This window comes from Aquimarina gracilis (assembly GCF_035285365.1).
GTDB lineage: Bacteria > Bacteroidota > Bacteroidia > Flavobacteriales > Flavobacteriaceae > Aquimarina > Aquimarina gracilis.
In genome coordinates this window covers 169,360-194,243 of sequence record NZ_JAYKLX010000003.1, presented here as the reverse complement: position 1 = coordinate 194,243, position 24,884 = coordinate 169,360, and the positions used below count along the sequence as shown (strand labels likewise).

The following is a 24,884-nucleotide window of genomic DNA, read 5'->3' as shown; positions in this document are numbered from 1 at the left end:
TTTGAAATACAAAGTTCTTCATTAATAACGTGCAAAACGGCTTTTGCCAGGGGTACATTAAGGGTACATTAAGGAAAAAAAGAATACATAAGGCGTACTATTTTTTAAAAAATACGTTTAAGTAAAATATGTATATCAAACCCAAATACCAATATGAAAACCTTTACCTACAATGTGTTCATGTTTTTTCTTTTGTTTTGTGTTAACTGCATACATTGCCAAGCCCCAAAGGCTTCTAAAAATCAGATTAAGTATATCGACAGCTTATCGGAAATCGCCAAAAAAGATCTTATTGGCAATGGCGATGCCCTAAAACATATCATCAAATTATCTCAAAAAGCTAATTATCCTAAAGGTGAAGTAAGAGGGTTGGTAAACCTTGGTGTTTATTATACAAATAATTCTATGATTGATAGTGCTAACTTTGTCTATGACAAAAGTGAAAAGATCATACAACATCATCCTGATCTAGATTTTGCTCTTTCTTACATTTATAATAATAAAGCCGTTATTTTAACCAATCAGGAATTACACTATCAGGCATTAAAATATTATCACAAGTCGCATAAAATAAATCTAAAGCAAGGTGATAAAAAAATGGCAATGATTACCAAAATGAACATCCTTAATTGTCATTTGGCCCTGGGAGAACCCGATAAAGTAATTGCCTATTCCAACGAATTAATGAAAGATTCTTCTGTTGTTAAACAAGATGACTTAAAATACCAAATATATTCTAGTCTCGCCATGGCTCATTATGATAAAAAAGAATATGGAAAAGCAATTAATTGGTGGAGTGCAAATCTTGAAAACATTAAAGATTCTGATAGACATGGTGAGATCAGTTATCTTATGACCAATATTGCCGATGCTCACAGAAGTATGGGTAATTATAATATAGCACTAGAAAAAGCCCTCAACGCCAAAAACATTATAGAAAACAAACCCCAGTTTAGTGCTTACGCAGCATCTAATGCTATTATTCTCGGAAAAATTTACAATTCTCTTGATAATCCAAAACAAGCTATTTTACATTTTGAGAACGCTACTATAAAGAATCCAGATGATCCTATGGATCTTGCATTTTCTTATAAAAATCTTGGCGCCATATACGAACGTATAGAAACCTGGGATCTCTCGTCAAGATATTATGAAAAATATGGCTCTTTGGTAGATAGTTTGTACCATACCCGAAATGAAGATATTTCTAAAATTTCTGAAGGAAAAATACAGTTACTCGAAGAAGAATACAAGAATGAATTACTCACCAAAGATAATGATATTCTCAGCTATAAAAATGAAAAGCAAAAATTATATATCATATCGCTTCTGGTTGGTTTTTTTAGTCTTTTATTTATTTTGCTATCCTTTATTTTATACAAAAAGTACAATAAAAGTGAACGGCAGGTTGAGCTATTAAAAGAAAAAGAGAAAAAGATTTTAGAAACCCATTTACAAAGCCGGGAAGAAGAATTTTTGGCTACTATGATATCTGTAAATGAAAGATTAGAGAAGCTCACCTACATTAAAAGGAACTTATCATCGGCGATAAAATACAACAATAGAGATGAGATCATTGCTGCCGAAAAGAAGTTAGAAAATTTTATTTCCTCTACCTCAGACCTAACAATTTTAAAAGACCGTATAGAATCTCAATACCCTGGTATCACCGCCCAAATAAATACTCGTTTTCCTGAACTTTCCAGTAATGATGTTCGACATTGTCTTTTGATGAAACTTAATTTGTCTATCAAAGAATCTGCACAATTGTTAAGTGTTTCTACGCATGCCGTAAAAATGGCAAGAAAAAGATTAAAGAAAAAAATGAATATTCCTGAAGACATGACTCTAAAAGACCATCTGCAGAATACCATGTATTAGTTTTCTAAAATATTGGTTTCAAACTATTAAATTTTTTATGTAGTTTGGCTATTCGAAATTTCCAACAAATGGTAAGTAAGAGAATTTGGTGTCTTGTAGGAGTATTGGTCTTTGTATCATTTTCATGTGATAATATAGTTCTCAAAAAAGAGAACAAAGAACAAATCATTAAGGAACGACTGGATAAGCTTAACTGGAATGAAGTAGAACAACCTCCCCTATTTGAAGTTTGCAAAGAAAAGCCTGAAGAAGACTTAGAGCAATGCTTTCAAAATACCATAAGCGAGCATTTTCAAAATCACTTATCTCTCCAAAAATTAACACTTAAAGAACCTGTAAATGATACCATTTGGATTCCGCTATTAATCACAAAAAATAGTATGATTATTGTTGAAGATTTTGAGGTGCCCCATATCATCGATTCAGAAATCCCAAATTTAAAAGACATTATTGAAGAAGGTATTGGCACCCTGCCAAAAGTAGCACCAGCCCATACTCGGGGTACTCCTGTTACTGCTCGATATAAACTTCCGTTGGTAATTCATCTCGATTAAATCTTTTGCTAAGTCCTAATTATGTAGCTTTGTAAATACAAACATGATTCCTGTCTTGAGTAACGAAAAAATTATACTAGGTATTGATCCCGGAACCACAATCATGGGATTTGGTCTTATTAAGGTCCAGAATAAAAAAATGTCCTTTTTACAGTTAAATGAACTTCAATTGGGTAAGTATGAAGATCATTATCTTAAACTAAAACTCATTTTTGAGCGAACCGTGGAGTTAATAGACACCTATCACCCCGACGAAATAGCCATTGAAGCTCCTTTTTTTGGTAAAAATGTGCAATCCATGCTCAAATTAGGGCGTGCACAAGGAGTAGCTATGGCTGCAGGATTAAGCCGTGAAGTCCCTATTACCGAGTATTCTCCTAAAAAAATTAAAATGGCAATAACTGGTAATGGTAACGCTAGTAAAGAGCAGGTTGCCAAAATGCTTCAAAGTCTTTTGCAGCTTAAAAAATTGCCCAAAAACCTTGATTCTACCGATGGATTGGCTGCTGCTGTGTGTCATTTTTACAATATGGGAAGATCCGATATTGTCGGGAAAAGTTATAGCGGATGGGCATCTTTTGTAAAACAAAATGAAGGCCGAATAAAAAAATAATTATGATACGAATCTTGAATTTAGATTGTTCAGTATCGCACATCGTAACATCGTAACTCTAAAATCAAAAAATTATTAGCGGAATTTATATCCATATCCCATTTTGCAAGCAAGCTTGTCATTATTGTGATTTTCATTTTTCGACGTCGTTCAAGAAAAAAGATGAAATGGTAATCGCTTTATGCCAAGAGATTGCTTTACGACGCAACGAAATAGATCACGATCCGCTTATTGAAACCATCTATTTTGGCGGGGGCACCCCTTCGGTTCTATCTATAAATGAGCTAGAATCTATTATTAATATTATTTATGAGAATTACACTATTGACGACCATCCCGAAATTACTATCGAAGCCAACCCAGATGATCTTTCTGAAGAAAAAATAAGAGCACTTGCAAAAAGTAAGGTAAACCGCCTTAGTATTGGTATCCAATCTTTTTTTGAAGAAGATTTGAAGCTTATGAACAGGGCTCATAATGCCCAGGAAGCTATAGATTGTCTTACACTGGCAATCCAGGAGTTTGATAACATTTCGATCGACCTCATCTATGGTATTCCCAATATGTCTGCCAATCGCTGGAGAGAAAATATCCAAAAAGCACTAGAACTTAATATTCCGCATATCTCGTGCTATGCCCTAACGGTAGAACTCAATACCGCCTTGCCCAAGTTGATAGAAAAAGGGAAAATTCCACCGGTAAATGATGAGCTTGCACAGCAACATTTTGAAATTCTGGTTGAAATGCTAGAAAATAATGAATTTGAACATTATGAATTATCCAATTTCGGAAAACCGGGATATTATAGCAAAAATAATACGGCCTATTGGCAAGGAAAATCCTATTTGGGTATTGGACCTTCTGCTCATTCTTATAATGGAAAACAACGAAGCTGGAACATCAACAATAATACAAAATACATCCAGTCATTGGATCAAAATAAACTTCCCAAAGAAATTGAAGATTTAACCCCTAACGATCAATACAATGAATATATAATGACCGGATTGCGAACTATCTGGGGCGTTTCACTTCAGAAAATTGAGAAAGATTTTGGCCATCGCTACAAACAATACCTGGTAGAACAAGCACAAAAGCATATCGAGGAACATTTACTGTTTTTGGATGGAGATACATTATTGGTTACCAGGAAAGGAAAGTTTTTGAGTGATGGCATTGCAAGTGATCTTTTCTTAGTAAATTTAGGGTAACATTCAAATCTAGGGGCAATGCAAGAAAAATATGATGTTATTGGGGTAAACTATAACCGTACCCGCAAGGCAGATCCTTATCTTTTTGAAAGGCTATACCACCTTCTTTCCCCATCTCTTCACGGCACTTATCTGGATATCGGATGTGGTACAGGTAACTATACCTCAAAATTTGCAGAAAAAGGATTTCAATGTATAGGTGTGGATCCTTCTGAAGAAATGCTCAACAAGGCAAAAAGTCAAAATAAAAAGGTTACCTGGAAAATTGGAAAAGCCGAAAACATTGATCTTCCCACAGAAAGTATTGATGGCGTTATTGCAAGTTTAACATTGCATCACTGGCAAGATCTTACACGAGGTTTTTCAGAACTAAACAGAGTTTTAAAACCTAATGGAAAAGTAATCATCTTCACCGCCACACCAGCGCAAATGAAGGGATACTGGCTTAATCACTATTTCCCAAAAATGTTGATCGATTCTATGATCCAAATGCCTTCCTATGAATTTATTGAAGCTTGTTTAACATCAAATAACCTAAAAATTGATAATGCCGAAAACTATTTTATACAGCCCGATTTACAAGATCTCTTTCTTTATTCTGGGAAACACAACCCAAAACTTTACTTTGATCCATCTGTAAGACATGGTATTTCGTCATTTTCGTCTTTATCAAATGCCGAAGAAGTTGAAAAAGGATTAAAAAAATTAGAAAAAGACATACTTTCGGGAGAAAGTAACAGCATCATTAAAAAATATGAAAACACCAAAGGTGATTATCTATTTATGACTGTCAAAAAAGTTTAAACCCCTTCTATGATTACAACCTTACAAAGCGACAACCAAGATTATACGATTGACCTGTCAAAACCTTTAGATATATCAATACCACTAATTGCTTCAAAAAACAATGTAAATGCGTGGTATATTGATGCACCCAAAATTGAACCTGTAAAAGATGGTGATTGGATAGGAAAAGTATCTGAAGGAGCTTCCACAAATTTTAACAACATCTTTTTTAATCCGCATGGCCATGGCACACATACCGAATGCGTAGGTCATATTACTTCAGAATTTCATAGCATTAATAACACGTTAAAGAATTTCTTTTTCCTGGCAGAAGTAATTACAGTTATTCCTAAGCCAAAAGAAAACGATTTTATAATTGATGTACAAGCGCTTAAAAAGGGTATTACTTCAAAAAATTGCAAGGCATTAATTATAAGAACACTTCCTAATACTTTGGGCAAGCTTAACAAACAATATTCACATACCAATTGGCCCTATGTAACCCAAGAAGCAGCCACTTATATTCGAGAATTGGGGATTGATCATTTACTCATTGATTTGCCGTCTGTTGACAAAGAAAAAGATGATGGCAAACTATTGTCTCATAAAGCATTTTGGAACTACCCCAAAGCAACCCGTTACCAGGCAACAATTACCGAGCTTATCTATGTGCGAGATGAAATTAAAGATGGAAACTACCTGCTTAATCTTCAAATAGCCCCTTTTGAAAATGACGCTTCGCCAAGCAAACCTGTTTTATATAAAATTTTAGGAGCATGAAAATAATAGTACAACTTGAAGAAATTGCGATGTTAGGGTTAGGCATCTTTTTGTTTAGTATTTTACCATATCCCTGGTGGTTATTTCTAGTATTGTTTCTTGCACCCGATATCGGAATGATTGGATATCTTGCCAACAACAAAATCGGCGCCTTGGTTTACAACCTATTTCACCATAAAGGACTAGCCATACTACTATATCTGATTGGGATTTATTTAGGGAATCATATCCTGCAATTAATAGGAACCATTCTTTTCAGTCATTCGGCTTTTGATAGAGTTATTGGATATGGATTAAAGTTGGAAAAAGGTTTTAAATTTACACACCTCGGAGAAATAGGTAAAAAAAGTCAAGATTAAGTTATCACCTATGAGATTTTTACAATAATTTCATCTTATTAAAACAACCTTTTTATAAGATTGCATCTTCTACTTACAACACTACTTAAATAAAAAACATGAAAACAAATAGATCATCTCATAGATTTCAAATTTTTCTTTCTTTCTTTTTATTAGTACTTATTTGCTCTGCATGCTCTGCTGTTAATAGTGGCCCAAGTGATTTGACTCGTCTTCAAATCGACACAAAACAATGTTTGGAACCTTGGCTATCTGCAAATGGGGATACACTACAAGAAAAAGTATCTAATTATTTAAAGGGTATTGATATTCAAATTGAAGGTTTTGAAAATCTCTCAGAAAATACTGCTGTTTGCCTTGCATGCGAGGTTTGTGCTGGCCCTTCGGTGATTGTTACAGTAGACAAAAAACATGTTAATCGACTTGAGCAAGAAGGGTTTTATATAGTTACTCAATAAAACTTTATTCGCTCTTCTCAAAACAATATTCTTTCTATCTTTACGGCATGGAGTTATTGTTTATAGGGCTTTTGGGAGGTGCCATTCTCGCTTATTTTATTTTTGCACGATTTAGTGCGGCCAAAAACAAATCTGCCATCAAAACACAATCCACCGTGTTGATGGAAAAGATAAAAAGTGTTTGTAAACTGGTTACTGTCGAAGGGGATTTTGCCGAAATTTATCATTATGAAAGTGTAAAAGAGAAGTTTTTCAACTTACTTACAGGCACCAAAAAGGCATTGATTCTTATTGACGCCAAAGCGTATGTAGGTTTTGATTTGTCTAAAGTAAAATTAGAAAGTGACACCAAAAACAAGAGGATTATCCTTACTCATTTTCCGCAGCCAAAGTTGCTTACCATAGAAACCGATTTTAAATATTATGATAAAAAAGAAGGATGGCTCAACCCTTTCACTTCTACCGATCTTACCGATCTTAATAAAGAGGCAAAACAATTTATTAAAGATAAAATTCCACAGAGTGGGTTAATGGAATCTGCCAAGCGTGAAGCGCTAACCGCCATCTCACTTATGGAAACACTTGCCGCTTCTATTGGATGGACCGTAGACTACTCGGCTTTGGAGCTTGATGACAATAATGATCCCAAAAAAATGTTAGAAGAGTAATGAGTATTCAAATCTCTACAGACAAATCAATATTGGATGTCGATTTTATACATCAATTTTTAACCCGGTCTTATTGGGCAAAAGGAAGAACCCGGGAAGAAGTGCAAACCAGTATCGAACATTGTCTTTGTTTTGGTGTTTATCTAGAGGGCAAGCAAATTGGATTTGCCAGAATGTTAACCGATTATGTTGTTTTTGGATATTTGATGGACGTTTTTATTATTGAAGAACAAAGAGGAAAAGGGTATTCTAAACAATTAATGAAGGCTATTACAGAACACTCAGATTTGCAACACGTAAAAAGATGGATGCTGGCCACTCACGATGCCCATGGTCTATATACTCAGTTTGGATTTAAAGAGATTGAGTATCCATCGAGGTGGATGTCAAAATTAATATCATAATATCATGAATATTGAAGCTTTTAGAGAGTATTGTCTAGCAAAAAAAGGCGTTACCGAAGAATTCCCTTTTGATGAAACTACACTTGTTTTTAAAGTTATGGGAAAATTGTTTGCCTTAACCGGGCTTGATAATATTCCTTTTAGTGTAAACTTAAAATGTGATCCTGATAGGTCCCTAGAGTTACGTGAATATCATCCAGAAATTGCCCCGGGATACCATATGAACAAAAAACACTGGAACACTGTTAACTTTTCTGGAAGTTTGTCTACTAATATGTTATGCGAATTAATAGATCATTCGTATGACCTTGTGGTAAAAGGTCTTACCAAAAAATTAAAACAAGAGCTGGAAGAGCTATAACAATTAAAATTGTATCAATTGTCCCCTTGAGGGGATTATAGGGGTGTTTAACATCTCCCTAACCCCCTTCGAAGGGGGAATTATATTAAACAAAATGAACAACCCAAAAGCATTTTATAGAGAACAGATTTCTCTACATAACATATCACTAAAAAAAGTAAAGAAACAACTCGCGGTTTCGAGCACCATACGTGTATTGGTTTTTATAACTATCATTGCTGCTATCTATTTTGGATATCCCAATACACAAGTCATTATTGGTAGTGTTGTACTGGGAATTGCAGCTTTTATATTTTTGGTAAACCGGCATACCGATCTTACCTATGCCAAAAATAAATTAGAAAAATTGATTGCCATTAATCAATTAGAATTGGATGTATTTGATGGGGATATTAGCCAATTATCTCTTGGCAAAGAATATATAGATACCACTCACCCCTTCAGCCATGATATCGATTTGTTTGGCAGACAATCTTTCTTTCAATATACCAACAGAACAGCCACACAGGCAGGAAAAAATAAATTGGCGGGCACACTTACCGAAAATTTAATTCATAAGATTGAAGAAAAGCAAGAAGCCATAAAAAACATTGCCAGTCTTGCTTCTTGGCGACAGGATTTTGGTGCCACTGCCTCATTGGTAGAAGTTACTTTACCTGTATCGATAATTAGAAATTGGCTAAAAGGTTTCAAACCCTTTCTACCCAAAATCATGAAGGTTCTACCCATAGTTGTTTCTGGAATATCACTTATCATGTTGGTATTGTTATTCTTAAATGTAATCACATTTCAGATTTTTCTTTTTTGGTTCTTCATTGGTTTGGGCATTACCGGCACACAGCTTAAAAAAATCAATGCCTTGTATAATGATGCCAGTAAAGTAAAAGACACCTTTGTACAATATTATAAGCTTGTAAACAAAATAGAAAACACAGTTTTTGATGCCGCTTTGTTACAAGAAAAGCAGCAATTGGTAATTAATGAAAAAGAAAAAGCCTCGCAAACCTTACAACAATTTGCCCGAATTTTGAGTGCCTTTGATCAACGTAACAATATGATGTTTGGGGTATTGGCAAATGGACTGATCTTATGGGATGTCTTACAAAGTTATCGTATTGAACAATGGATCGCCAAAAACCATGACAAAGTGAGTACCTGGTTTGAGGTTATTGCTTTTTTTGATGCCTACAATTCTCTGGGAAATTTTGCCTTTAACCATCCCGAGTATATATATCCCGACATTGTCGCAAACAACATAATTATCAAAGCCAAAGATCTGGGCCATCCATTACTACGAACCGAAAAAAGAGTAGATAACGATATTACCATCGACCAAGAGCAATTTTTGATCATTACCGGGGCCAATATGGCGGGCAAAAGTACTTTTTTAAGAACGGTAGCCTTACAAATTATGATGTCGAATATTGGATTGCCCATTTGCGCAAAATCATGCCAATATCGGCCCATCAAACTAATCTCGAGCATGCGAACTTCAGACTCGTTGAGTGATGATGCTTCCTATTTCTTTTCAGAACTTACCCAGCTTAAGAAAATTGTCGATGCGCTTGAAAACGATGAATATTTTATTATTCTGGACGAAATTCTAAAAGGCACAAATAGTAAAGACAAGGCTGCTGGATCCCGTAAGTTTGTTGAAAAACTAGTAGGTGCCAAAGCTACAGGAATAATCGCTACCCATGACTTGAGTTTATGCGAAATTGCCAATGATTTACCCCAGGTGAAAAACCGATTTTTTGATGCCCAAATTATCAATGACGAGTTGTATTTTGATTACAAATTTAAAGATGGAGTGTGCCAAAATATGAATGCTTCTTTCTTGCTCAAAAAAATGGGAATTGTCTCATCTTAACATAAGAAAATCCTTTTCTTATGTCTGCTTTTATATGTTACGACATAGCTTTGCTACTCATCTTTTGGAAAATGGAACCGACTTACATTACATACAGGTATTACTTGAACATAGCTCTAGTAAGACTACTGAAATTTACACTCATGTAGCTGTAAATAGTTTAAAGATGATCAAAAATCCATTAGATTTGTAAAAAACATAAAGGATATATATACTGGTATATATATCCTAGTTAGCTGTAATTACCAGAACCAAGAATTAATGATAAGTAAAAAACTAAAAGATTTTTCAACAATTGAATTTGCAAAATTCATAGAAAAAAGACCTGGTATGTTTCTTGGAGACCAAATCACTCTCACAAATTTGTGGAATATGCTTTTGGGATTTGATGTGAATTCCACCGAAAGTATTCCACCATTCCACTACTTTAATTATTGGACTAAAAAGAAACTTAATAAGTTAGGAGGCGGCTATAGTTGGAGAAATGCCATTTTGGAGGCTAATAATTCTAATGAAAGACAGGCTTTTGACAACTTTTTTGAATTACTCGATGAATTCCTAACCTTAAAACCGAAAAGTATTAATTCTGTTTTGTTAACCGAAGAAAACTTTACGTTTTACTATAATAAAGAAAACAACAATAAAAGCCGCAGAATAATTGGCGACACAATGGATTCTGCGATCTTATGTCCAGCGCCTTACCAAATAAAGTTAGTAGAATTTGATTATTGCACACACGCCTATCACTATAATTTTTATTATGTAGTTGGCGAGTATGACAAAGGAAAGTATTCTCAAGAGTTTGATGATTTGAACTCAAGTAAGGAAACTTACTCAAAAAAATTCGGGAAATTAGAGTGGACAGAAACTGATTATATGGATATTGAAAATGAATTCCAATTGATAGTTGAAAATGCAAATAACTACAGCTAACATCGTTATCTATAATAGTTAAAACATAATATGACTCAAGAACTATATCAAAAAGCCATCAAATTCGCGGGAGAAAAACATAGTAATCAAAAGGTTCCTGGAACAAATTCAAACTATCTTTTACACGTTTCAAATGTAGCCATGGAAGTACTAGTTTCATATAACTCTGACCAATCCTTCGACATTGATTTTGCGATTCAAACCGCTATTTTGCATGATACAATTGAAGATACAAATACGGATTTTGAAGAGATTAAAACAGAATTTGGTGAGAAAATAGCCCAAGCTGTTCTGGCTTTGACCAAAAACGAAAACCTAGGATCGAAGAAAGAAAAAATGGTGGATAGCTTAAATCGGATAAATGAATTGCAAAAAGAGGTTGGACTTGTCAAAATAGCTGACAGAATAACTAATCTGCAAACACCCCCTAAACATTGGAGTAAAGATAAAGTGATTAATTACTGCGAAGAAGCTAAATTAATTGCATCGACTCTTAGAGGTAAAAATAATTATTTGAATACACGATTAGAGTCAAAAATCAACGAATATGAACAAAAGATAATTGACTTTAAAGATGACTGAGAGATTAAACGTTTTAATTTCTGAAATAAGAGAGAAATGTAATAACGCTAATTGTTTTGAATTCGATTATCATTGGGAATATTATGGACTAATGTGGTATCCGTGGTTCTTAACAATTAACGGAAGTTCTGAATCCTTTTCATTCAACGATATTTCAAATGAGGATTTAAAAGAATTATGTAACGAAGGACTAATTGAACTTATCACAGAATATTCAGATAATGAAAAGCCAGAAGATGAGTTTGACAAAAAGAGATATCGTCTAATAAAAAAGTAGATAACACTATATAACAAAACATAGCTGCTCTTTGGGACTGCAACGTTTGTTATATTTGCTGTTAGACACAATATTGACTAAAAAATGGGAATAAACCTAAATCATAAAAAATTTAAATCCGTGTCTAATTCAGTGAATGGCGAAGTGTCTGATTCAACAATATTTCATTATCATCAGGAAAATGAAATAATTTGGGCTGAATACTGTGGAGGAGATATACATAAAGGTTTTTTAATCGGTAAAATGATTAACCAAACTCTTGAATTTACCTACCAACACCTAAACCAGTCTTTAGAAATAATGACTGGTAAATGTAAAACACATATAGAATTGAACGAAGAAGACAAAATAGAATTACACGAAAAATGGGAATGGACCTGTAAAGATTTTAGTAAAGGAAAATCAATATTAATTGAAGTCTAAGATGAAGATCCAAATAATTTATTGCCATCCAAGCAAAAAATCTTATACGTTCGAAATATTAGAACAGTTGAAATCAAATTTAAACGCAGAGAAACTGGAATACGAAATATCTGATTTGTATGCGATGAACTTCAAAACGGATATGACAGAACAGGAATATGAAAGAGAAGGTTTTGCAAATATTGATTTACCAATCCCAAATGATGTGAAAGAAGAACATTCGAAAATAGAAAAGGCAGATTGTATAATCTTTCTATATCCAGTTTGGTGGAGTGATTGTCCTTCTAAATTGAAAGGTTGGTTTGATAGAATTTATTCTGTTGGCTATGCCTACGGCCACAAAAACTCAAATCACATTGAAAAAATGAAAACCTTGAAATACGGATTAGTAATTTGTACTGCCGGACATCCAAATGATTTTTTACAAGAAATTGGAATTGCAGAAAGTATGAGGAATGTTATGATTGATGATAGACTTGGACAACGCTTCTCAAATAAAGAAATGATTATTTTGGGCGGTACATTGGACAAGGAGAATGTAAGACAAACGCACTCAGAAGTTATAAATTCAATAGGAGAAAAAATAAAAAGATACTGTGCCTAACAGTTTCTATATCGTATATACCGCCTTCATCAAGTAAACGCAACATAAAAAACGTTAGCAACAATTAAATCATTAATATGGAAAATGACCCCTTAATTTTTGAATCAAAAGGATATCCATCGATTAAAATTTATGATGATTATTACATCAATTTAAAGAGAATCAAACTTAAGATGTGTATAGTTCATTTCTGGTAAGGAGATATAACGGAAATTCCTGTGGAATTTCGGCCTCGTTTTGTATTTGCAAAGTTTATCGCCAAATTCACGCAACAAACTATACACCGGGCCTTGACCTATAATTTGAATATAATGAAATCTGAAGAATTTATAAAGGCTTATGAAAATGCTTTAGCAACGCAAAACTGGAAAAATATTGAACCTCTAGTTTCAGAGAATGTAAGTGTTACATTTTCTGATGGAACCATTCACATTGGAAAAGAAAATGTTCAAAAAGCATTTGAGGGAAATTTTAATATAATTAAGAATGAAAAATATGTTATTGAAAATATTAAATGGTTAGTAAAAGATAAAAAGTATGCGGTCTATTTATTCGAATTTAATTGGACTGGAATCATAGATGAAAAACCTGTTTCTGGAAATGGAATTGGGACTTCTGTTTTGATAAAAGAAGATGCTAGATGGAAATTATTGACTGAGCATCTGGGAAGAAAACCAAAATGAATTTGAATAGAAAAGTAGGTAACAAGGTGTATAATTAATTGCCACCGAATTTCCCTATCGGAAATTCACACGCATTAATTATCTTTAGCAACAGCGGAAGGCACTCACGTTCTTTCACACAACTAATCATATACTCACCGTTAGCAACAAGCAGAACTCAACGCAATAATGAAAAACAACTTCAAAGGATTTATTAAAGATATCATCCCTGTTTTATTAGGGGTATTACTCGCTTTATGGATAAATAACTGGAATGAAGAAAGAAAAGACAGAAAATACATAAAGAACTTCTATTCTTCTTTAATAAAGGAATTTAGAGATACCGATAAAGAAATAACCGAAAAAATGCCATCTCAAAAAGCATTAGTGGACTCTCTGGACTTTTACTCGAATAATGAAACATTACCTTTACTTACAGTGATTGAAAAGGCAGGAGGAGTTAATGGTCCACTTATTAAACTTAATTATTGGAAAGCCCTATCGAACTCGAAAATAGAGTTATTGGAATATAAAAAATTAACCATCTTAGCTGATATAGAAGAAGGAAATGAGCTCTTAAAATACAAACGGAATAAACTTTTGGATTTCATCTATTCCAACTTGACTGAAACAGGTAAAAAAGAAAAAATCTTACTGAAACTTATGATGGAAGAATTAATCAATACACAAATAGGTGTACAAAAAAGAATTCGAAAAATACTAAATGAATAAAGCCAGTCGCTAACAGGTTGTGTATTATGTATGCACCTTTCAGGATGCAAATGTAATATGGAAGAAACGTTATACATAAACTTGAAAAATCAAGATGATAGATTAAAATTTTCAATGAAAACAATAATTAACTCTTTTAAAAAACATGTTAGTTTTTCGAATTTTTGGGTTAGAAATGGCTTTATACTTATACTAATTTCAATTTTAGTAAATCATCTTTTTGAGCCAGAAAATTTCCCGTTTCATAAAAACTACACGTTTCCTTTATTTCCTATTGTTGTTTCAATTGTTGGAGGGAGTCTAATGATTATTATAGCTCGTTTTAATTTCAAGTATTTTAAAAATAAATACTTCACTAAAAAGATTAACACGCAACTACTATTACGTTTCTTATTTTCAACTTTAGGTTATATTACTATACTGTATCTCTTTTTATATTATGGTTTAAATGGTTTAATCAATGGAATTGAATCATACAGTATTTATCATTTACTAACGGGACTTTCAGTCTCCCTATTAATATGCACTCTCGGAATTGTTCTTTTATTTTCAATTGATATTTATAGACTTCACAAGCTTCTCTCCATAAAAGGTACACTTAAAGTTCAACAAGGTGGTAAAATAACCTTAGTTAAGTATCCGGACATTGCCTTTATTTATAGTGAAAACAAAATAGTATATATTGTAAAAACAGATGGAACTACAATTATTACCGATTTCACACTCAATGAAGTTGAAAATGAAGTCAGTAAACAAAGTTTTTATAGAGCAAATAGACAAACCATTCTTCATGTTCGTTCTATCGAACAAGTACAGTCAATAGAAAATGGGAAATTATCTGTACTTCTCAAACCCACAATCTCTGACAAAAAAGCTTTTCAAATAAACATTAGTAGATATAAAAAACAAGAATTTATGAACTGGTTTAAGGGTAAGCTATAAAATGCAATGATTATTCAGCTGTTATTTTGATACCATTCAGTAAAAATGAGCTGTATACCACTGTTTTTCTTGCTTTATCGTTTTTACTTCGCTTAAAATTAAAAACGATAAAAAAATGAATAAAACCTTTTTAACTACAAAATTGACACCAGTAATCGCTATTATTCTTTGTTATATTTTATACGTATCAGGACATTTTCAAATGATTATTGCAGCTTTATTACTATTAATAGCAAGCGCAATAGAATATAAAAAAGATGCATTTAGCTCTTTAGGTTTTCAGCGTAAAAGACTAAATGTAAAAAGTATATTAATCATAGCGCCGCTATTTGGTGCGGCTTTCTTCCTATTTTATTACTATGTAATGGTGCCAAGTGTAACGTATCTTACAGGGCAGCCAATAGATTTTTCTGTATTCGAACCTTATAAAGGAAACTTGCCTGCTACCTTAAACTTACTTGTTTTTATTTGGTTATCAGCCGCATTTGGTGAAGAAATTGTGTTCAGAGGGTATCTAATGAGGCAGTTTACCAAGTTTTTTGGATCGAGTAAAGTTAGCCTTGTTATTAACATTCTATTCTTTGGATTTATTTTTGGCTGGATACATGCATATCAAGGAATAAGTGGACAGATCGTGGCGGGCATTACAGGCATACTTTTGGCTGTTATTTTTCATATCCGTAAGAACGATTTGTGGTTCAATATTGCTGTTCACGGATTTATTGACACCGTTGCTCTTGTATTTATATATTATGGGCTATAACACAACTCTTAAAAAGCCTATATATAACAAAGGCCATAATTAATACGGGTATTAGTACTTAATCCAAAGTTGAGAGCTCTAACCTAAGTCAGCCAAATCTTTTTGATTTGACTTTAAAAAAGAAAAGCTAAAACAAAGCAAAAAGTTTTAGCTAAGTGCTTAATCGGAAAATCATTATTTTTAATTCCAGTACTAACCATAGTCCAGACGTTATGTACATTGACAAAAATGAGATGAACAAAACAAGACGAGAATATCTCAAACGAATAAATTTCGTGCTGGATTTCATTGAGAAGAATCTTGATACTGACCTATCACTCAAAAATTTATCCAAGAAAGCCCATTATTCACCTTACCACTTCCACAGAGTATTTTTAACAGTAGTAAACGAAAGACTTAACGAATTCATCAATAGAAAACGAATTGAGCGTATTGCTTCCATTATAGTTATTGAACCAAACTTTCCTATAAAAGATTTAGTCTATAAATATGGTTTCAATAGTGTAAGCTCTTTTTCAAGAGCTTTTAAAAAATACTATGGTATTAGTCCAACTAAATTTAAATCTGAAGGAAAAAAAATACTTAGCAAGATTGGTATAGAATCTTTTTCATCTGAAAAATACATTTGTTCCATTGATGATATTAAACAGTGGATTAAAATGAATGCACAAATAACAATAAAAGAACTTCCAGAACTAAAACTTGCTAGCATATCTCATATTGGAGAATTTGATAAGGCTGCTAATATGTTTCAAAAATTAATGAAGTGGGGACATCAAAAAAGAGTATTAGATACTTCAAATTTCAAAGCCATTATGATTTACCACGACAATCCTAATGTTACTCAAACATCAAAATTAAGATTCAGTACTTGTGTAACCCTCAGAGAAAACATCAAAACAGATGGAGGAATTAGACAACTAACATTAAATAAAGGAGTTTATGCAGTTGGACACTTTGAAATTAAGGCAGAAGAAATTTCCAAAGCGTGGAAAAGCATGTGTGTCTGGGTTATTGAGAATAGGTATGAATTTAGAGATGGAGACTATTTTGAAATATATCATAATGATCACATAACTCACCCTGAACAAAAATTCATAATAGACATTTGTATTCCGCTTGAAAAAACAGATAATATTAAACTTGAGGAAACAAAAAATGTAGATTTTTCAAACAATAAGAAGAGCAATAATCAATACAAAAAAAGCTTAGACTATCATCAGCTTATAGATTATATGAAGGAATTAAGAGCTTTTTTTTATAAAGAATATGAAACGTTCTTTAAACTTGGAAACATTTATCGAGAAAGCCCAGATTATTCCTATTTTTCATTAACGACAGAGAAGTTAAAACAACAAAAACTTAAATTTGTTATTATCTTAGATCACAAAACTTTGTGTTTTTCAATTTGTTTGTCGGGTCAAAACAAAAGTATTCGAAAAAAGTATTGGAAATTTTTTAAAGATAGTGATTGGAATAAATATCATTTGGCAGAATCGATTGATAACAGTTTATCCATTATAGACCAAACTATTGTTAAAGAACCAAATTTTAATAATAAAAAAAGGTTAACCGAACAAATTGAAAAAGAATCAATGAAGTTTATAAAAGAGCTTAAAGATATACTAGAGCAATAAAAAACGACCACACAACAAGATATAAGAAAACGTTAGCGGTAATTAGATAAATGAAAACATTAAAGCGTTTATTAAAAATTATGTTAGCACTCATAGGGGTGTTAGTACTAACTTCAATTATTACGCTTTGGGTTGATTCACGAAAAACTAGTTATCTAAATATCGACAAGAACGAATTAACATCTAATGATTCTTATCTTATTACTAATGTCAATGTAATACCGATGAATCAAGACACTGTTTTAATAAACAAAATGGTGTATATAAAAGAAGGTATAATTGAAAAGATTGCGGATACAATTGAGGTTGATGAAATTCTAATTTTTGACGCAAAAAACAAATACATAACACCAGGTCTTATCGATATGCACGTACATATTTGGGATAGATATGAACTTGGTCTTTACCTGTCAAATGGAGTTACTGCGGTTAGAAATTTATGGGGTATGCCTATGCATTTAAGAATTAAAGAAGACGTTACCAATAACAATATTTTTTCTCCCACCTTTTTTACAACGGGCCCTAAACTAACGGGAACCGAATTTATTGGCGACGATAATTTAAATCTAACCAGTCCAAGTGATGCTAAAGAAAAAGTAATCTCGTATAAAGACAGAGGTTACGATTTAATCAAAACTTACTACGGGTTGGATAAAGAAATCTTTGATGCTGTGATCGAACAGTCCGAAACTTCCAACATTGATATTGTTGCTCATCCTTCGCAAAAAGTGCCATTTCAATATCATTTGAAATCACAAATCAAATCCATCGAACATGCCGAGGAAATTGTACTGCAACCATTGAAATTTGATTTAGACACCACCAAACTACAATCTATTATTAATTCTATCTCGCTTTCAAGGCATATTAGTTATAGCCCTACAATCACTGTATTTAATAATATCTATCAAATGATGATAGATGATTCAATCTTAGATTCAGAATCATTGGAATATATGAATCCACTCATTAAAAAAGTAGACAGTAAAAAACAATTTGATCGCTGGTTTAATGCTAAAAAAACAGATTCAACTGTAGTCAGTAGAATAAAAAATCAACATGACTTTCATATTACTATTGTGCAAAAGCTACATAAAGCAGGCGTAAATATAATTTGTGGAACAGATGGTGGTATTGGTATTACCCTTCCTGGATTTTCAATACATCAGGAACTAAAATTTTACAAAGAAGCCGGGCTTTCTAATTATGAAGTATTGAAAACGGCCACCGTAAATGCTTCTAAAACACATGCTATTATGAATTCTATAGGAACAATTGAAGAAGGTAAAGTTGCTAATCTATTAATAGTAGATAATAACCCTTTGATAACGCTATCGACCCTTGAAGACCCTTTGTCAGTTTTTATAAAAGGACGAAAGTTAGATAGGGAAATACTCAATTCTTTTAATCAGAAAGCCAGGAATAGGAAGAATTTAGTGGCTTCTGCTCTTAGGTATTTAGAAAACTTAGTAATTGAAAAATAGAAACCACAGTTAACAAGGTGTATACATCATTGGTGGCCGCGCCACAACTATTCATACACGAAAAGTTGACTGTAATTAAAGTAAAACGAATGTACTATATAGTAATTACGATACTTATTTTGAGTTGTCAAAATTCACAAAAGAATATTAAAACTACAGATGATAGTTGTAATAACAACAAACTCGTAAATTACGTTTACCCGATTAACATTTTTATCGAGGAAAAAACTTTTGTCTATTCTTTAAAATCAAATAAAGAATCAACCAAAGAATTACTTAGAAAAAGCTATAAATCCAAAATTGATAAGGATTCACTGTTATTTAGTATTTCAAAAAATTCTAAAGGGATAACTACAGATTCAACAATATTCGTTATCAATAAAGGAATACCAAAAATATTGAACACCTATACAAGAGTTGGCTTTTACCCTAATTTACTTCCAGCAAAGAAGACTATAACAGGCAATAGATATTGTGAGTTTACAACGTTTGGTGATTCTTTTGAATATAAAGTTCCCACTGATAATGGAGAAGTTATAACAGAGTTCAAAGGGCAAACAACTCACAAAGAATACGTAAAAAAAGAATTCAACGGAATTGAATATAACTGCGCAATTTTTGAATCAAAAAAGACCATGACTGTCTCATTCAATGGAAAAACTGAAAAACTAAAAGGAACTTGGAAAGGTTGTGCTTGCGAAAACTTAGGTGAGCTATACTCGTCCACCACAACCGAAGATGGTCTAGTTATTGAACAGAAACTTGAAGAAATAATTGAAAAATAACACTACCCAAATGAATGTAGCAGTTGCACAATTTGAACCGAAAGACGGAGATAAAACATATAATTTATCTGTGATTCGTAAGCTTGCCAAAAAAGCAAAGTCTAATGGGGCCGATGTAATCAGTTTTCATGAAATGTCAATAACAGCATACACTTTCACCAAAGACTTAAGTCTGGAACAGATAACAGACTTAGCTGAAGAAGTGCCAAATGGAAAAAGCACGAAAGAATTGATTGAGATTTCCAAAGAATTAAATATTCCAATCTTAGCTGGTCTAGTAGAAAAATCTAACGACAAAATATACAACACTTACATCTGTGTGACAGAAGACGGAATAGTCGCTAAATATCGAAAAATACATCCTTTCATTAACAAATACATGTCTGCTGGAAACGAATATTGTGTATTCGATTTACTTGGTTGGAAGTGTGGAATACTGATTTGTTATGACAATAACGTAATAGAAAACGTTCGAGCAACAAGTCTTTTAGGAGCAGAAATGATTTTTGCCCCTCACGTTACAGGTTGTACTCCATCTGCAATGCCACATCGTGATTATGTGCCAGATAAATATTGGCAAAATCGAGAAAATGACCCTGTTTCATTACGAATGGAATTTGATGGGCCGAAAGGCAGACGTTGGTTAATGCGTTGGCTTCCTGCAAGAGCCTACGACAATGGAGTTTATTATGTATTCACAAATCCAATTGGTTATGATGGCGAACACTTAAAAAATGGTAATTCAATGATAATCGATCCATATGGTGAGGTATTATCTGAGATAAAATCATTTGAAAACGATATAACCATTTCAAAAGTAACAAAAGAAAAAATTGAACTCTCAGGAGGTTGGAGATACAAAAATGCCAGAAGACCAGAACTTTACAAGGATATAATTGGTAGAAATCATAAATCAGATACAACACCTGTATGGATGAAGGAGAAAGGGACCAAAAATTAAAAATCTGTGCATAGCAATGTATATAGGAAATTGGGATCGAAAAGTTTACTGATTTTTTTAAATTGATTTCATAGGTTAACATTCGCTTTAGACAAAAAATAGCGATGGCAATGGTAAAAATTAAACAAAAAATGTAACACTTCTAAAATCTTACAATCTTTACTACAAAGTAACTTTACCGTTTATTGAGTCAACAAAAAAAGATATGAGAAAATTAATAGCTTTTGCCATCATTCTAATTATCTCTTTATTATTGCCAATTCCAAAAGCATTCAGCCAAGTAGTCTCGGAACCCTTTGAATTTAAGTTCGAGAACAAGACCTTAAAAGGATTGATTGAGAAACCAAATAACCAAAAATCTAAAGCAATTGTAATCATTATACCCGGATATGGCAAGACAGATTTTGTTGAAGGCAACTGGTACGCTAACCTAAGGGAAAAACTAGTATCATATGGATTAACAGTATGTTTTTGGGATAAAATGGGATGTGGTAATAGTGATGGCGAATTTGACGCTCAGCAACCTGTGGAGAACTCAGCCAAAGAGGCAATCGCGGCAATCCAGGAAATCAAAAGATTGAAAATTTCTGGATCCGAAAAGATAGGACTTTGGGGAATAAGTCGAGCAGGTTGGATCGTTCCATTAATCAATGAACAATTTCCAATTGATTTTTGGGTTTCCGTTAGTGGAACAGATGACAAGGAAAACTTTGGTTATCTCCTGAAATCAAATTTGATCATTGAAGGAAAAGAAGAGGAAGAAGCTAATAAATTATATAAGGCCTGGAAGCTTGGACACAAAATTTTTAGTACGCGTGGTAAGTACAAAGATTATGTAAATGCAACTCAACCATTAAGACAAGATAGTATGTGTCAGAAACTTTTTGGTTATACCCCTAAATCCAAGGATAACGAAGAAGAAGACAGAAAAGGTTATCTACAACAACAGCTACAATATACAAGCAAAGGACACTTTGATGCAAAAAGCGGTCTATGGGTTTACATAGATAATTTTGACAAAACACTATTAAAAGTAAATTGCCCTGTTTTAGCATTGTTTGGGGCGAATGATTCACAGGTCGATTGGCGGAAAACCAAAAAGTTATATGAAGAAACGATTGGTGTAAATCCAGACTCAAAATTAACTGTAAAGGTATTCGAAAACTGCAATCATACACTGAAAAAGTGTATTACATGTGGGTGGCGTGAAGATTTATCAGCCTTAAAATGGCAAGCTTGTGATAATTATTATGAAACTATGAAAGAGTGGTTAAAAAAAAACAAAATTATAGAATAACCGCGACCAAAACTGTATATGCGCCAACTAAATCAAAAATCGAGAATTATCATTCATAAATTACTTTCATACCTGATTAAATGCATATAATTCACATGGGATTTTTTTATAATTCAAAATTTGAAAAAAATATTTTTGATAATGTAAAAATTGTCGACGTATTAGTGATTGAGACTACTTAATCGTGCAAAAATGTTTCGAAACGAGCTTTTTGCAAGGTGAAATATAATGGACAAATTCATTCAATTAGGATAGGAAATAAACATTGTAAAAATGTATCTGGGAAAAGACAAATAAAAATGAAGCCCAATTTTGTTACTTTAGTGACCCATCGGAATGTTTCCTTCAGAAAATTCCGTAAAAAATCACGCACAGAACGTTTTAAACAATTCTAACAAATGAAAAAACGCTTACTACTATTAATAATTACTTCATTCTTCATCTCCTGCAAAACTGAAAAGAAACAAATCGCAGAGAATGAAATTGAAATAAACACTCAAGTAATCAGTAATGAAAATTATGAACTAATAAAACCTGTTGGAGAATCTAGTGCGGTATTGATTCTGTTTGGAGGCTATCCTGAAAGTGCTAACGATATAAAAAGAATTGGATATACTTGCCTGACTGAACCTAACAATGATAGAGATAATTATATGATTCTTGCAAAGGGTTATAATCTGGATGGCACTTGCGAACAGGTTTTTCATGTCCATGCCTGTCCTCAAGATCATCCTATGTTAGAACAAATTAAATTTAGGGATTATCTAATTCAAAACTCTAAACGTGCCAAAGAATACGAAAGTTTAAAAATCAACTTATCTTTTAAGTTTAAAAATGATCGAAGCGGTTATAGAAATGCTAAGATCAAATTTATAAAAGAAACCCTAAATTTAACTGAAGAAAAAAATACTGGTAACACTGTGTAAAAATGCATTAAAATGTATTTTTACATTAAATGTTATCTACAAGCTAACTCACATCTTATGAGACGACTTTCCATCATTATCATTCTACTTTTTTTCTGTAAGACATCAGTCTACACACAGGAAATTGATATAAAGCTCTATCAAAATATTCCAATGAGGGATGGTATCAATCTATCGGCAAATATCTATTTTCCCAGAAGTAATGAAGAATCATATCCCGTAATACTTATATACACACCTTATGTTAATGATGAAGCAGTGGAAAGAGGAATGTATTTTGCAAGTAACGGTTATGTCTTTATTACACTTGACCTGCGAGGCAGAGGAAATTCAGAGGGAGAATACAAACCATTTGAAAAAGATGGTATAGATGGCTATGATGCCATTCAATGGATAAGTCAACAGGATTGGTGCGATGGAAATATTGGTATGATGGGAGGCTCCTACAGAGGAATGGTACAATGGATGACCTTAAAAAACAAGCCTGAGGCACTTAAAACTATTGTTCCCACTGCTGCAGTCGGCCCAGGGATTGACTTCCCAAAGTCTGGTGGTATATTTAGCAATTATTCTTTGCAGTGGTTAAATTTCACTTCGGGCAAAAGTAGAAACAATAACTTGTTTGGCAATAGTGCTTATTGGAACAGTAAAGCCACAAAAAAATATAAAGGATTTATTCCTTTTAAGGACTGGGACATTTTAGCCCTTAATAAACGAAATCCAATCTTTCAAACTTGGATATCCCATCCAGATTTTGATGAATATTGGCAAGGTTTTTATCCCACGCAAGAAGACTACCTATCATTTGATCTTCCTATTCTTACCATAACAGGTTACTTTGATGCGGATCAGCCGGGTGCAATGACCTATTATGAAGATCATATGCGTTATGGTAATACCTCTGGTAAAGCAAACCATTATTTAATAATTGGTCCTTGGTCTCATGCTGGGACCCGTAAACCTGTAACAGAGTTAGGTGGTCTTACCTTCGGAAATGATTCAAAATTAGATATGAAGCAGCTCCATTTGGATTGGTTCAATTGGACACTCAAAAAAGGAAAAAAACCAGAATTCTTAAAGGATCGGGTAAACTATTATATGATGAATCAAAACAAGTGGATGTATGCAAATCAAATCGGCAATATTTCAAATGATACCATCACCTATTATCTATCTAGTCCGGATTCTGATTCAAAATTATTGATCGATCCTGGACATCTTTCACACCAAATATCTTCGGTGGCTGATACAGATACTATTGTTTATGATCCTTTGGACACAGTAGAGGCAGCAAGCTACTCGGGGTCAGATTATTATACGGCGCCCATACCCGTCGAAGAAAAAGGACGAATAATTTATGTATCAAACGCACTTAATGCCAAAACTCAATTAGTTGGACGATTCGAAGTGGGATTGTATTTATCTTTGAATGTACCTGATACAGATATACAGGTGTCCTTATATTCAATTAATGAAGTTGGGGTAACCAAATACATTGGTTCTGATATGCTTCGATTAAGGTATCGCGAAGGATTGAACCAACCAAAATTAGCGGTACCAGGCGAGGTCTTCTTCTGCAAATTTGATACGCCTTATATAACAGCTCTTGAGGTAGAAAGGGGAAGTAGATTCATTTTATCCATCAATTCTATGAATTTTGCTTATCTACAGAAAAATTATAACTCTGGCCAGGATGTTTCACTGGAAACAAAAAATGACGCTAAAAAAGCAGAAATTACTGTTTATCATTCCCCAGAAAATCCAAGTTATATAAAAATCCCTGCAAGTCTAAAAAATTAATAAAAGTTTGACAAGTATGGTTTCAAAGAAATTAATTGCTGTTAGCCATATTGATGGAATAATCCCAAAAAGACAAAAAAGCAGATAACAAAGTATAAAAAATGCATTAAAACGTCTTTTGCACTAAACGT

At 33.0% G+C, this 24,884-nt stretch carries 28 protein-coding genes and 1 pseudogene; all 29 read left to right on the top strand.

The annotated features are described in order from the left end of the window. Positions 1 to 153 precede the first annotated feature (153 nt). The 29 genes and pseudogenes from U6A24_RS06915 (at position 154) to U6A24_RS06775 (ending at position 24,753) form a co-directional block, all read left to right on the top strand. A complete protein-coding gene (locus tag U6A24_RS06915) occupies positions 154 to 1,881 on the top strand; it encodes a tetratricopeptide repeat protein (protein ID WP_324179215.1) in 1,728 nt (575 codons plus the stop codon). 68 nt (positions 1,882 to 1,949) lie between these two features. After that, positions 1,950 to 2,435 carry a hypothetical protein gene (locus tag U6A24_RS06910; RefSeq protein ID WP_324179214.1) on the top strand — a complete coding sequence of 162 codons (486 nt, stop codon included), beginning with the start codon at positions 1,950 to 1,952 and terminating at the stop codon, positions 2,433 to 2,435. Positions 2,436 to 2,490: 55 nt separating this feature from the next. Beyond that, positions 2,491 to 3,048 carry a crossover junction endodeoxyribonuclease RuvC gene (ruvC, locus tag U6A24_RS06905; protein ID WP_324179213.1) on the top strand — a complete coding sequence of 186 codons (558 nt, stop codon included), beginning with the start codon at positions 2,491 to 2,493 and terminating at the stop codon, positions 3,046 to 3,048. 74 nt (positions 3,049 to 3,122) lie between these two features. After that, entirely contained in the window at positions 3,123 to 4,259 is a 1,137-nt protein-coding gene (gene hemW, locus U6A24_RS06900) for a radical SAM family heme chaperone HemW (RefSeq protein WP_324179539.1), read from the top strand. Positions 4,260 to 4,277: 18 nt separating this feature from the next. Beyond that, positions 4,278 to 5,063, top strand: coding sequence for a class I SAM-dependent methyltransferase (locus tag U6A24_RS06895; protein ID WP_324179212.1), 786 nt, complete (start codon positions 4,278 to 4,280; stop codon positions 5,061 to 5,063). Positions 5,064 to 5,072: 9 nt separating this feature from the next. Next, positions 5,073 to 5,825, top strand: coding sequence for a cyclase family protein (locus U6A24_RS06890; RefSeq protein ID WP_324179211.1), 753 nt, complete (start codon positions 5,073 to 5,075; stop codon positions 5,823 to 5,825). Beyond that, positions 5,822 to 6,184 (top strand): DUF4260 domain-containing protein, encoded by a 363-nt coding sequence (locus U6A24_RS06885; RefSeq protein WP_324179210.1) that lies wholly within the window; start codon positions 5,822 to 5,824, stop codon positions 6,182 to 6,184. Before U6A24_RS06890 ends, U6A24_RS06885 begins: the two co-directional genes overlap by 4 nt. 98 nt (positions 6,185 to 6,282) lie before the next feature. Next, positions 6,283 to 6,642 carry a hypothetical protein gene (locus tag U6A24_RS06880; RefSeq protein ID WP_324179209.1) on the top strand — a complete coding sequence of 120 codons (360 nt, stop codon included), beginning with the start codon at positions 6,283 to 6,285 and terminating at the stop codon, positions 6,640 to 6,642. Positions 6,643 to 6,689: 47 nt separating this feature from the next. Continuing rightward, positions 6,690 to 7,310, top strand: a complete 621-nt coding sequence (locus tag U6A24_RS06875) for a DUF4230 domain-containing protein (RefSeq protein ID WP_324179208.1) — start codon at positions 6,690 to 6,692, stop codon at positions 7,308 to 7,310. Next, the gene (locus U6A24_RS06870) at positions 7,310 to 7,714 is read left to right on the top strand and encodes a GNAT family N-acetyltransferase (protein WP_324179207.1); all 405 of its coding nucleotides are present in this window, start codon (positions 7,310 to 7,312) and stop codon (positions 7,712 to 7,714) included. The genes U6A24_RS06875 and U6A24_RS06870 overlap by 1 nt, the downstream gene beginning before the upstream one ends. Positions 7,715 to 7,718: 4 nt before the next feature. After that, positions 7,719 to 8,075, top strand: a complete 357-nt coding sequence (locus tag U6A24_RS06865; protein WP_324179206.1) for an MmcQ/YjbR family DNA-binding protein — start codon at positions 7,719 to 7,721, stop codon at positions 8,073 to 8,075. 94 nt (positions 8,076 to 8,169) lie between these two features. Then, positions 8,170 to 9,945 carry a MutS-related protein gene (locus tag U6A24_RS06860; RefSeq protein WP_324179205.1) on the top strand — a complete coding sequence of 592 codons (1,776 nt, stop codon included), beginning with the start codon at positions 8,170 to 8,172 and terminating at the stop codon, positions 9,943 to 9,945. 22 nt (positions 9,946 to 9,967) lie between these two features. After that, positions 9,968 to 10,138 (top strand): annotated as a pseudogene (locus U6A24_RS06855) (tyrosine-type recombinase/integrase); the annotation flags it as partial. 68 nt (positions 10,139 to 10,206) lie between these two features. Then, positions 10,207 to 10,878 (top strand): hypothetical protein, encoded by a 672-nt coding sequence (locus U6A24_RS06850; RefSeq protein ID WP_324179203.1) that lies wholly within the window; start codon positions 10,207 to 10,209, stop codon positions 10,876 to 10,878. A gap of 30 nt (positions 10,879 to 10,908) precedes the next feature. Then, on the top strand, positions 10,909 to 11,460 hold the full coding sequence (locus tag U6A24_RS06845) for an HD domain-containing protein (RefSeq protein ID WP_324179202.1): 552 nt from the start codon (positions 10,909 to 10,911) through the stop codon (positions 11,458 to 11,460). Next, on the top strand, positions 11,453 to 11,737 hold the full coding sequence (locus tag U6A24_RS06840; protein ID WP_324179201.1) for a hypothetical protein: 285 nt from the start codon (positions 11,453 to 11,455) through the stop codon (positions 11,735 to 11,737). The genes U6A24_RS06845 and U6A24_RS06840 overlap by 8 nt, the downstream gene beginning before the upstream one ends. Before the next feature lie 120 nt (positions 11,738 to 11,857). Next, entirely contained in the window at positions 11,858 to 12,160 is a 303-nt protein-coding gene (locus U6A24_RS06835) for a n-acetylglutamate synthase (protein ID WP_324179200.1), read from the top strand. 1 nt (position 12,161) lies between these two features. Beyond that, positions 12,162 to 12,764: an NAD(P)H-dependent oxidoreductase gene (locus U6A24_RS06830; RefSeq protein ID WP_324179199.1), complete on the top strand. Its 603-nt coding sequence runs from the start codon at positions 12,162 to 12,164 to the stop codon at positions 12,762 to 12,764. Positions 12,765 to 13,075: 311 nt separating this feature from the next. Beyond that, positions 13,076 to 13,447, top strand: a complete 372-nt coding sequence (locus tag U6A24_RS06825; RefSeq protein WP_324179198.1) for a nuclear transport factor 2 family protein — start codon at positions 13,076 to 13,078, stop codon at positions 13,445 to 13,447. A 168-nt stretch (positions 13,448 to 13,615) separates the two neighbouring features. Further along, positions 13,616 to 14,158 (top strand): hypothetical protein, encoded by a 543-nt coding sequence (locus U6A24_RS06820; protein ID WP_324179197.1) that lies wholly within the window; start codon positions 13,616 to 13,618, stop codon positions 14,156 to 14,158. A gap of 81 nt (positions 14,159 to 14,239) precedes the next feature. Beyond that, positions 14,240 to 15,100 carry a LytR/AlgR family response regulator transcription factor gene (locus U6A24_RS06815; RefSeq protein WP_324179196.1) on the top strand — a complete coding sequence of 287 codons (861 nt, stop codon included), beginning with the start codon at positions 14,240 to 14,242 and terminating at the stop codon, positions 15,098 to 15,100. A 115-nt stretch (positions 15,101 to 15,215) separates the two neighbouring features. Then, entirely contained in the window at positions 15,216 to 15,863 is a 648-nt protein-coding gene (locus U6A24_RS06810) for a CPBP family intramembrane glutamic endopeptidase (protein ID WP_324179195.1), read from the top strand. A 233-nt stretch (positions 15,864 to 16,096) separates the two neighbouring features. Further along, entirely contained in the window at positions 16,097 to 17,500 is a 1,404-nt protein-coding gene (locus U6A24_RS06805; RefSeq protein WP_324179194.1) for an AraC family transcriptional regulator, read from the top strand. 80 nt (positions 17,501 to 17,580) lie between these two features. Continuing rightward, entirely contained in the window at positions 17,581 to 18,984 is a 1,404-nt protein-coding gene (locus U6A24_RS06800) for an amidohydrolase family protein (protein ID WP_324179193.1), read from the top strand. An 89-nt stretch (positions 18,985 to 19,073) separates the two neighbouring features. Then, positions 19,074 to 19,769 (top strand): hypothetical protein, encoded by a 696-nt coding sequence (locus U6A24_RS06795; RefSeq protein ID WP_324179192.1) that lies wholly within the window; start codon positions 19,074 to 19,076, stop codon positions 19,767 to 19,769. Positions 19,770 to 19,779: 10 nt separating this feature from the next. Further along, positions 19,780 to 20,730, top strand: coding sequence for a nitrilase family protein (locus U6A24_RS06790; protein ID WP_324179191.1), 951 nt, complete (start codon positions 19,780 to 19,782; stop codon positions 20,728 to 20,730). A gap of 205 nt (positions 20,731 to 20,935) precedes the next feature. Next, complete coding sequence (locus U6A24_RS06785; protein WP_324179190.1) at positions 20,936 to 22,027, top strand: alpha/beta hydrolase family protein; 1,092 nt, start codon at positions 20,936 to 20,938, stop codon at positions 22,025 to 22,027. A 398-nt stretch (positions 22,028 to 22,425) separates the two neighbouring features. Next, positions 22,426 to 22,953, top strand: coding sequence for a GrpB family protein (locus U6A24_RS06780; protein WP_324179189.1), 528 nt, complete (start codon positions 22,426 to 22,428; stop codon positions 22,951 to 22,953). A 57-nt stretch (positions 22,954 to 23,010) separates the two neighbouring features. Further along, on the top strand, positions 23,011 to 24,753 hold the full coding sequence (locus tag U6A24_RS06775) for a CocE/NonD family hydrolase (protein WP_324179188.1): 1,743 nt from the start codon (positions 23,011 to 23,013) through the stop codon (positions 24,751 to 24,753). Positions 24,754 to 24,884: the final 131 nt, after the last annotated feature.

Bases quoted from the DNA above. Each gene is read 5' to 3' on its own strand.
- U6A24_RS06915 (WP_324179215.1), top strand. From the start codon at position 154: ATGAAAACCTTTACCTACAATGTGTTCATGTTTTTTCTTTTGTTTTGT.
- U6A24_RS06910 (WP_324179214.1), top strand. From the start codon at position 1,950: ATGGTAAGTAAGAGAATTTGGTGTCTTGTAGGAGTATTGGTCTTTGTA.
- U6A24_RS06895 (WP_324179212.1), top strand. From the start codon at position 4,278: ATGCAAGAAAAATATGATGTTATTGGGGTAAACTATAACCGTACCCGC.
- U6A24_RS06890 (WP_324179211.1), top strand. From the start codon at position 5,073: ATGATTACAACCTTACAAAGCGACAACCAAGATTATACGATTGACCTG.
- U6A24_RS06885 (WP_324179210.1), top strand. From the start codon at position 5,822: ATGAAAATAATAGTACAACTTGAAGAAATTGCGATGTTAGGGTTAGGC.
- U6A24_RS06880 (WP_324179209.1), top strand. From the start codon at position 6,283: ATGAAAACAAATAGATCATCTCATAGATTTCAAATTTTTCTTTCTTTC.
- U6A24_RS06875 (WP_324179208.1), top strand. From the start codon at position 6,690: ATGGAGTTATTGTTTATAGGGCTTTTGGGAGGTGCCATTCTCGCTTAT.
- U6A24_RS06870 (WP_324179207.1), top strand. From the start codon at position 7,310: ATGAGTATTCAAATCTCTACAGACAAATCAATATTGGATGTCGATTTT.
- U6A24_RS06865 (WP_324179206.1), top strand. From the start codon at position 7,719: ATGAATATTGAAGCTTTTAGAGAGTATTGTCTAGCAAAAAAAGGCGTT.
- U6A24_RS06860 (WP_324179205.1), top strand. From the start codon at position 8,170: ATGAACAACCCAAAAGCATTTTATAGAGAACAGATTTCTCTACATAAC.
- U6A24_RS06850 (WP_324179203.1), top strand. From the start codon at position 10,207: ATGATAAGTAAAAAACTAAAAGATTTTTCAACAATTGAATTTGCAAAA.
- U6A24_RS06845 (WP_324179202.1), top strand. From the start codon at position 10,909: ATGACTCAAGAACTATATCAAAAAGCCATCAAATTCGCGGGAGAAAAA.
- U6A24_RS06840 (WP_324179201.1), top strand. From the start codon at position 11,453: ATGACTGAGAGATTAAACGTTTTAATTTCTGAAATAAGAGAGAAATGT.
- U6A24_RS06830 (WP_324179199.1), top strand. From the start codon at position 12,162: ATGAAGATCCAAATAATTTATTGCCATCCAAGCAAAAAATCTTATACG.
- U6A24_RS06825 (WP_324179198.1), top strand. From the start codon at position 13,076: ATGAAATCTGAAGAATTTATAAAGGCTTATGAAAATGCTTTAGCAACG.
- U6A24_RS06820 (WP_324179197.1), top strand. From the start codon at position 13,616: ATGAAAAACAACTTCAAAGGATTTATTAAAGATATCATCCCTGTTTTA.
- U6A24_RS06810 (WP_324179195.1), top strand. From the start codon at position 15,216: ATGAATAAAACCTTTTTAACTACAAAATTGACACCAGTAATCGCTATT.
- U6A24_RS06805 (WP_324179194.1), top strand. From the start codon at position 16,097: ATGAACAAAACAAGACGAGAATATCTCAAACGAATAAATTTCGTGCTG.
- U6A24_RS06800 (WP_324179193.1), top strand. From the start codon at position 17,581: ATGTTAGCACTCATAGGGGTGTTAGTACTAACTTCAATTATTACGCTT.
- U6A24_RS06795 (WP_324179192.1), top strand. From the start codon at position 19,074: ATGTACTATATAGTAATTACGATACTTATTTTGAGTTGTCAAAATTCA.
- U6A24_RS06790 (WP_324179191.1), top strand. From the start codon at position 19,780: ATGAATGTAGCAGTTGCACAATTTGAACCGAAAGACGGAGATAAAACA.
- U6A24_RS06785 (WP_324179190.1), top strand. From the start codon at position 20,936: ATGAGAAAATTAATAGCTTTTGCCATCATTCTAATTATCTCTTTATTA.
- U6A24_RS06780 (WP_324179189.1), top strand. From the start codon at position 22,426: ATGAAAAAACGCTTACTACTATTAATAATTACTTCATTCTTCATCTCC.
- U6A24_RS06775 (WP_324179188.1), top strand. From the start codon at position 23,011: ATGAGACGACTTTCCATCATTATCATTCTACTTTTTTTCTGTAAGACA.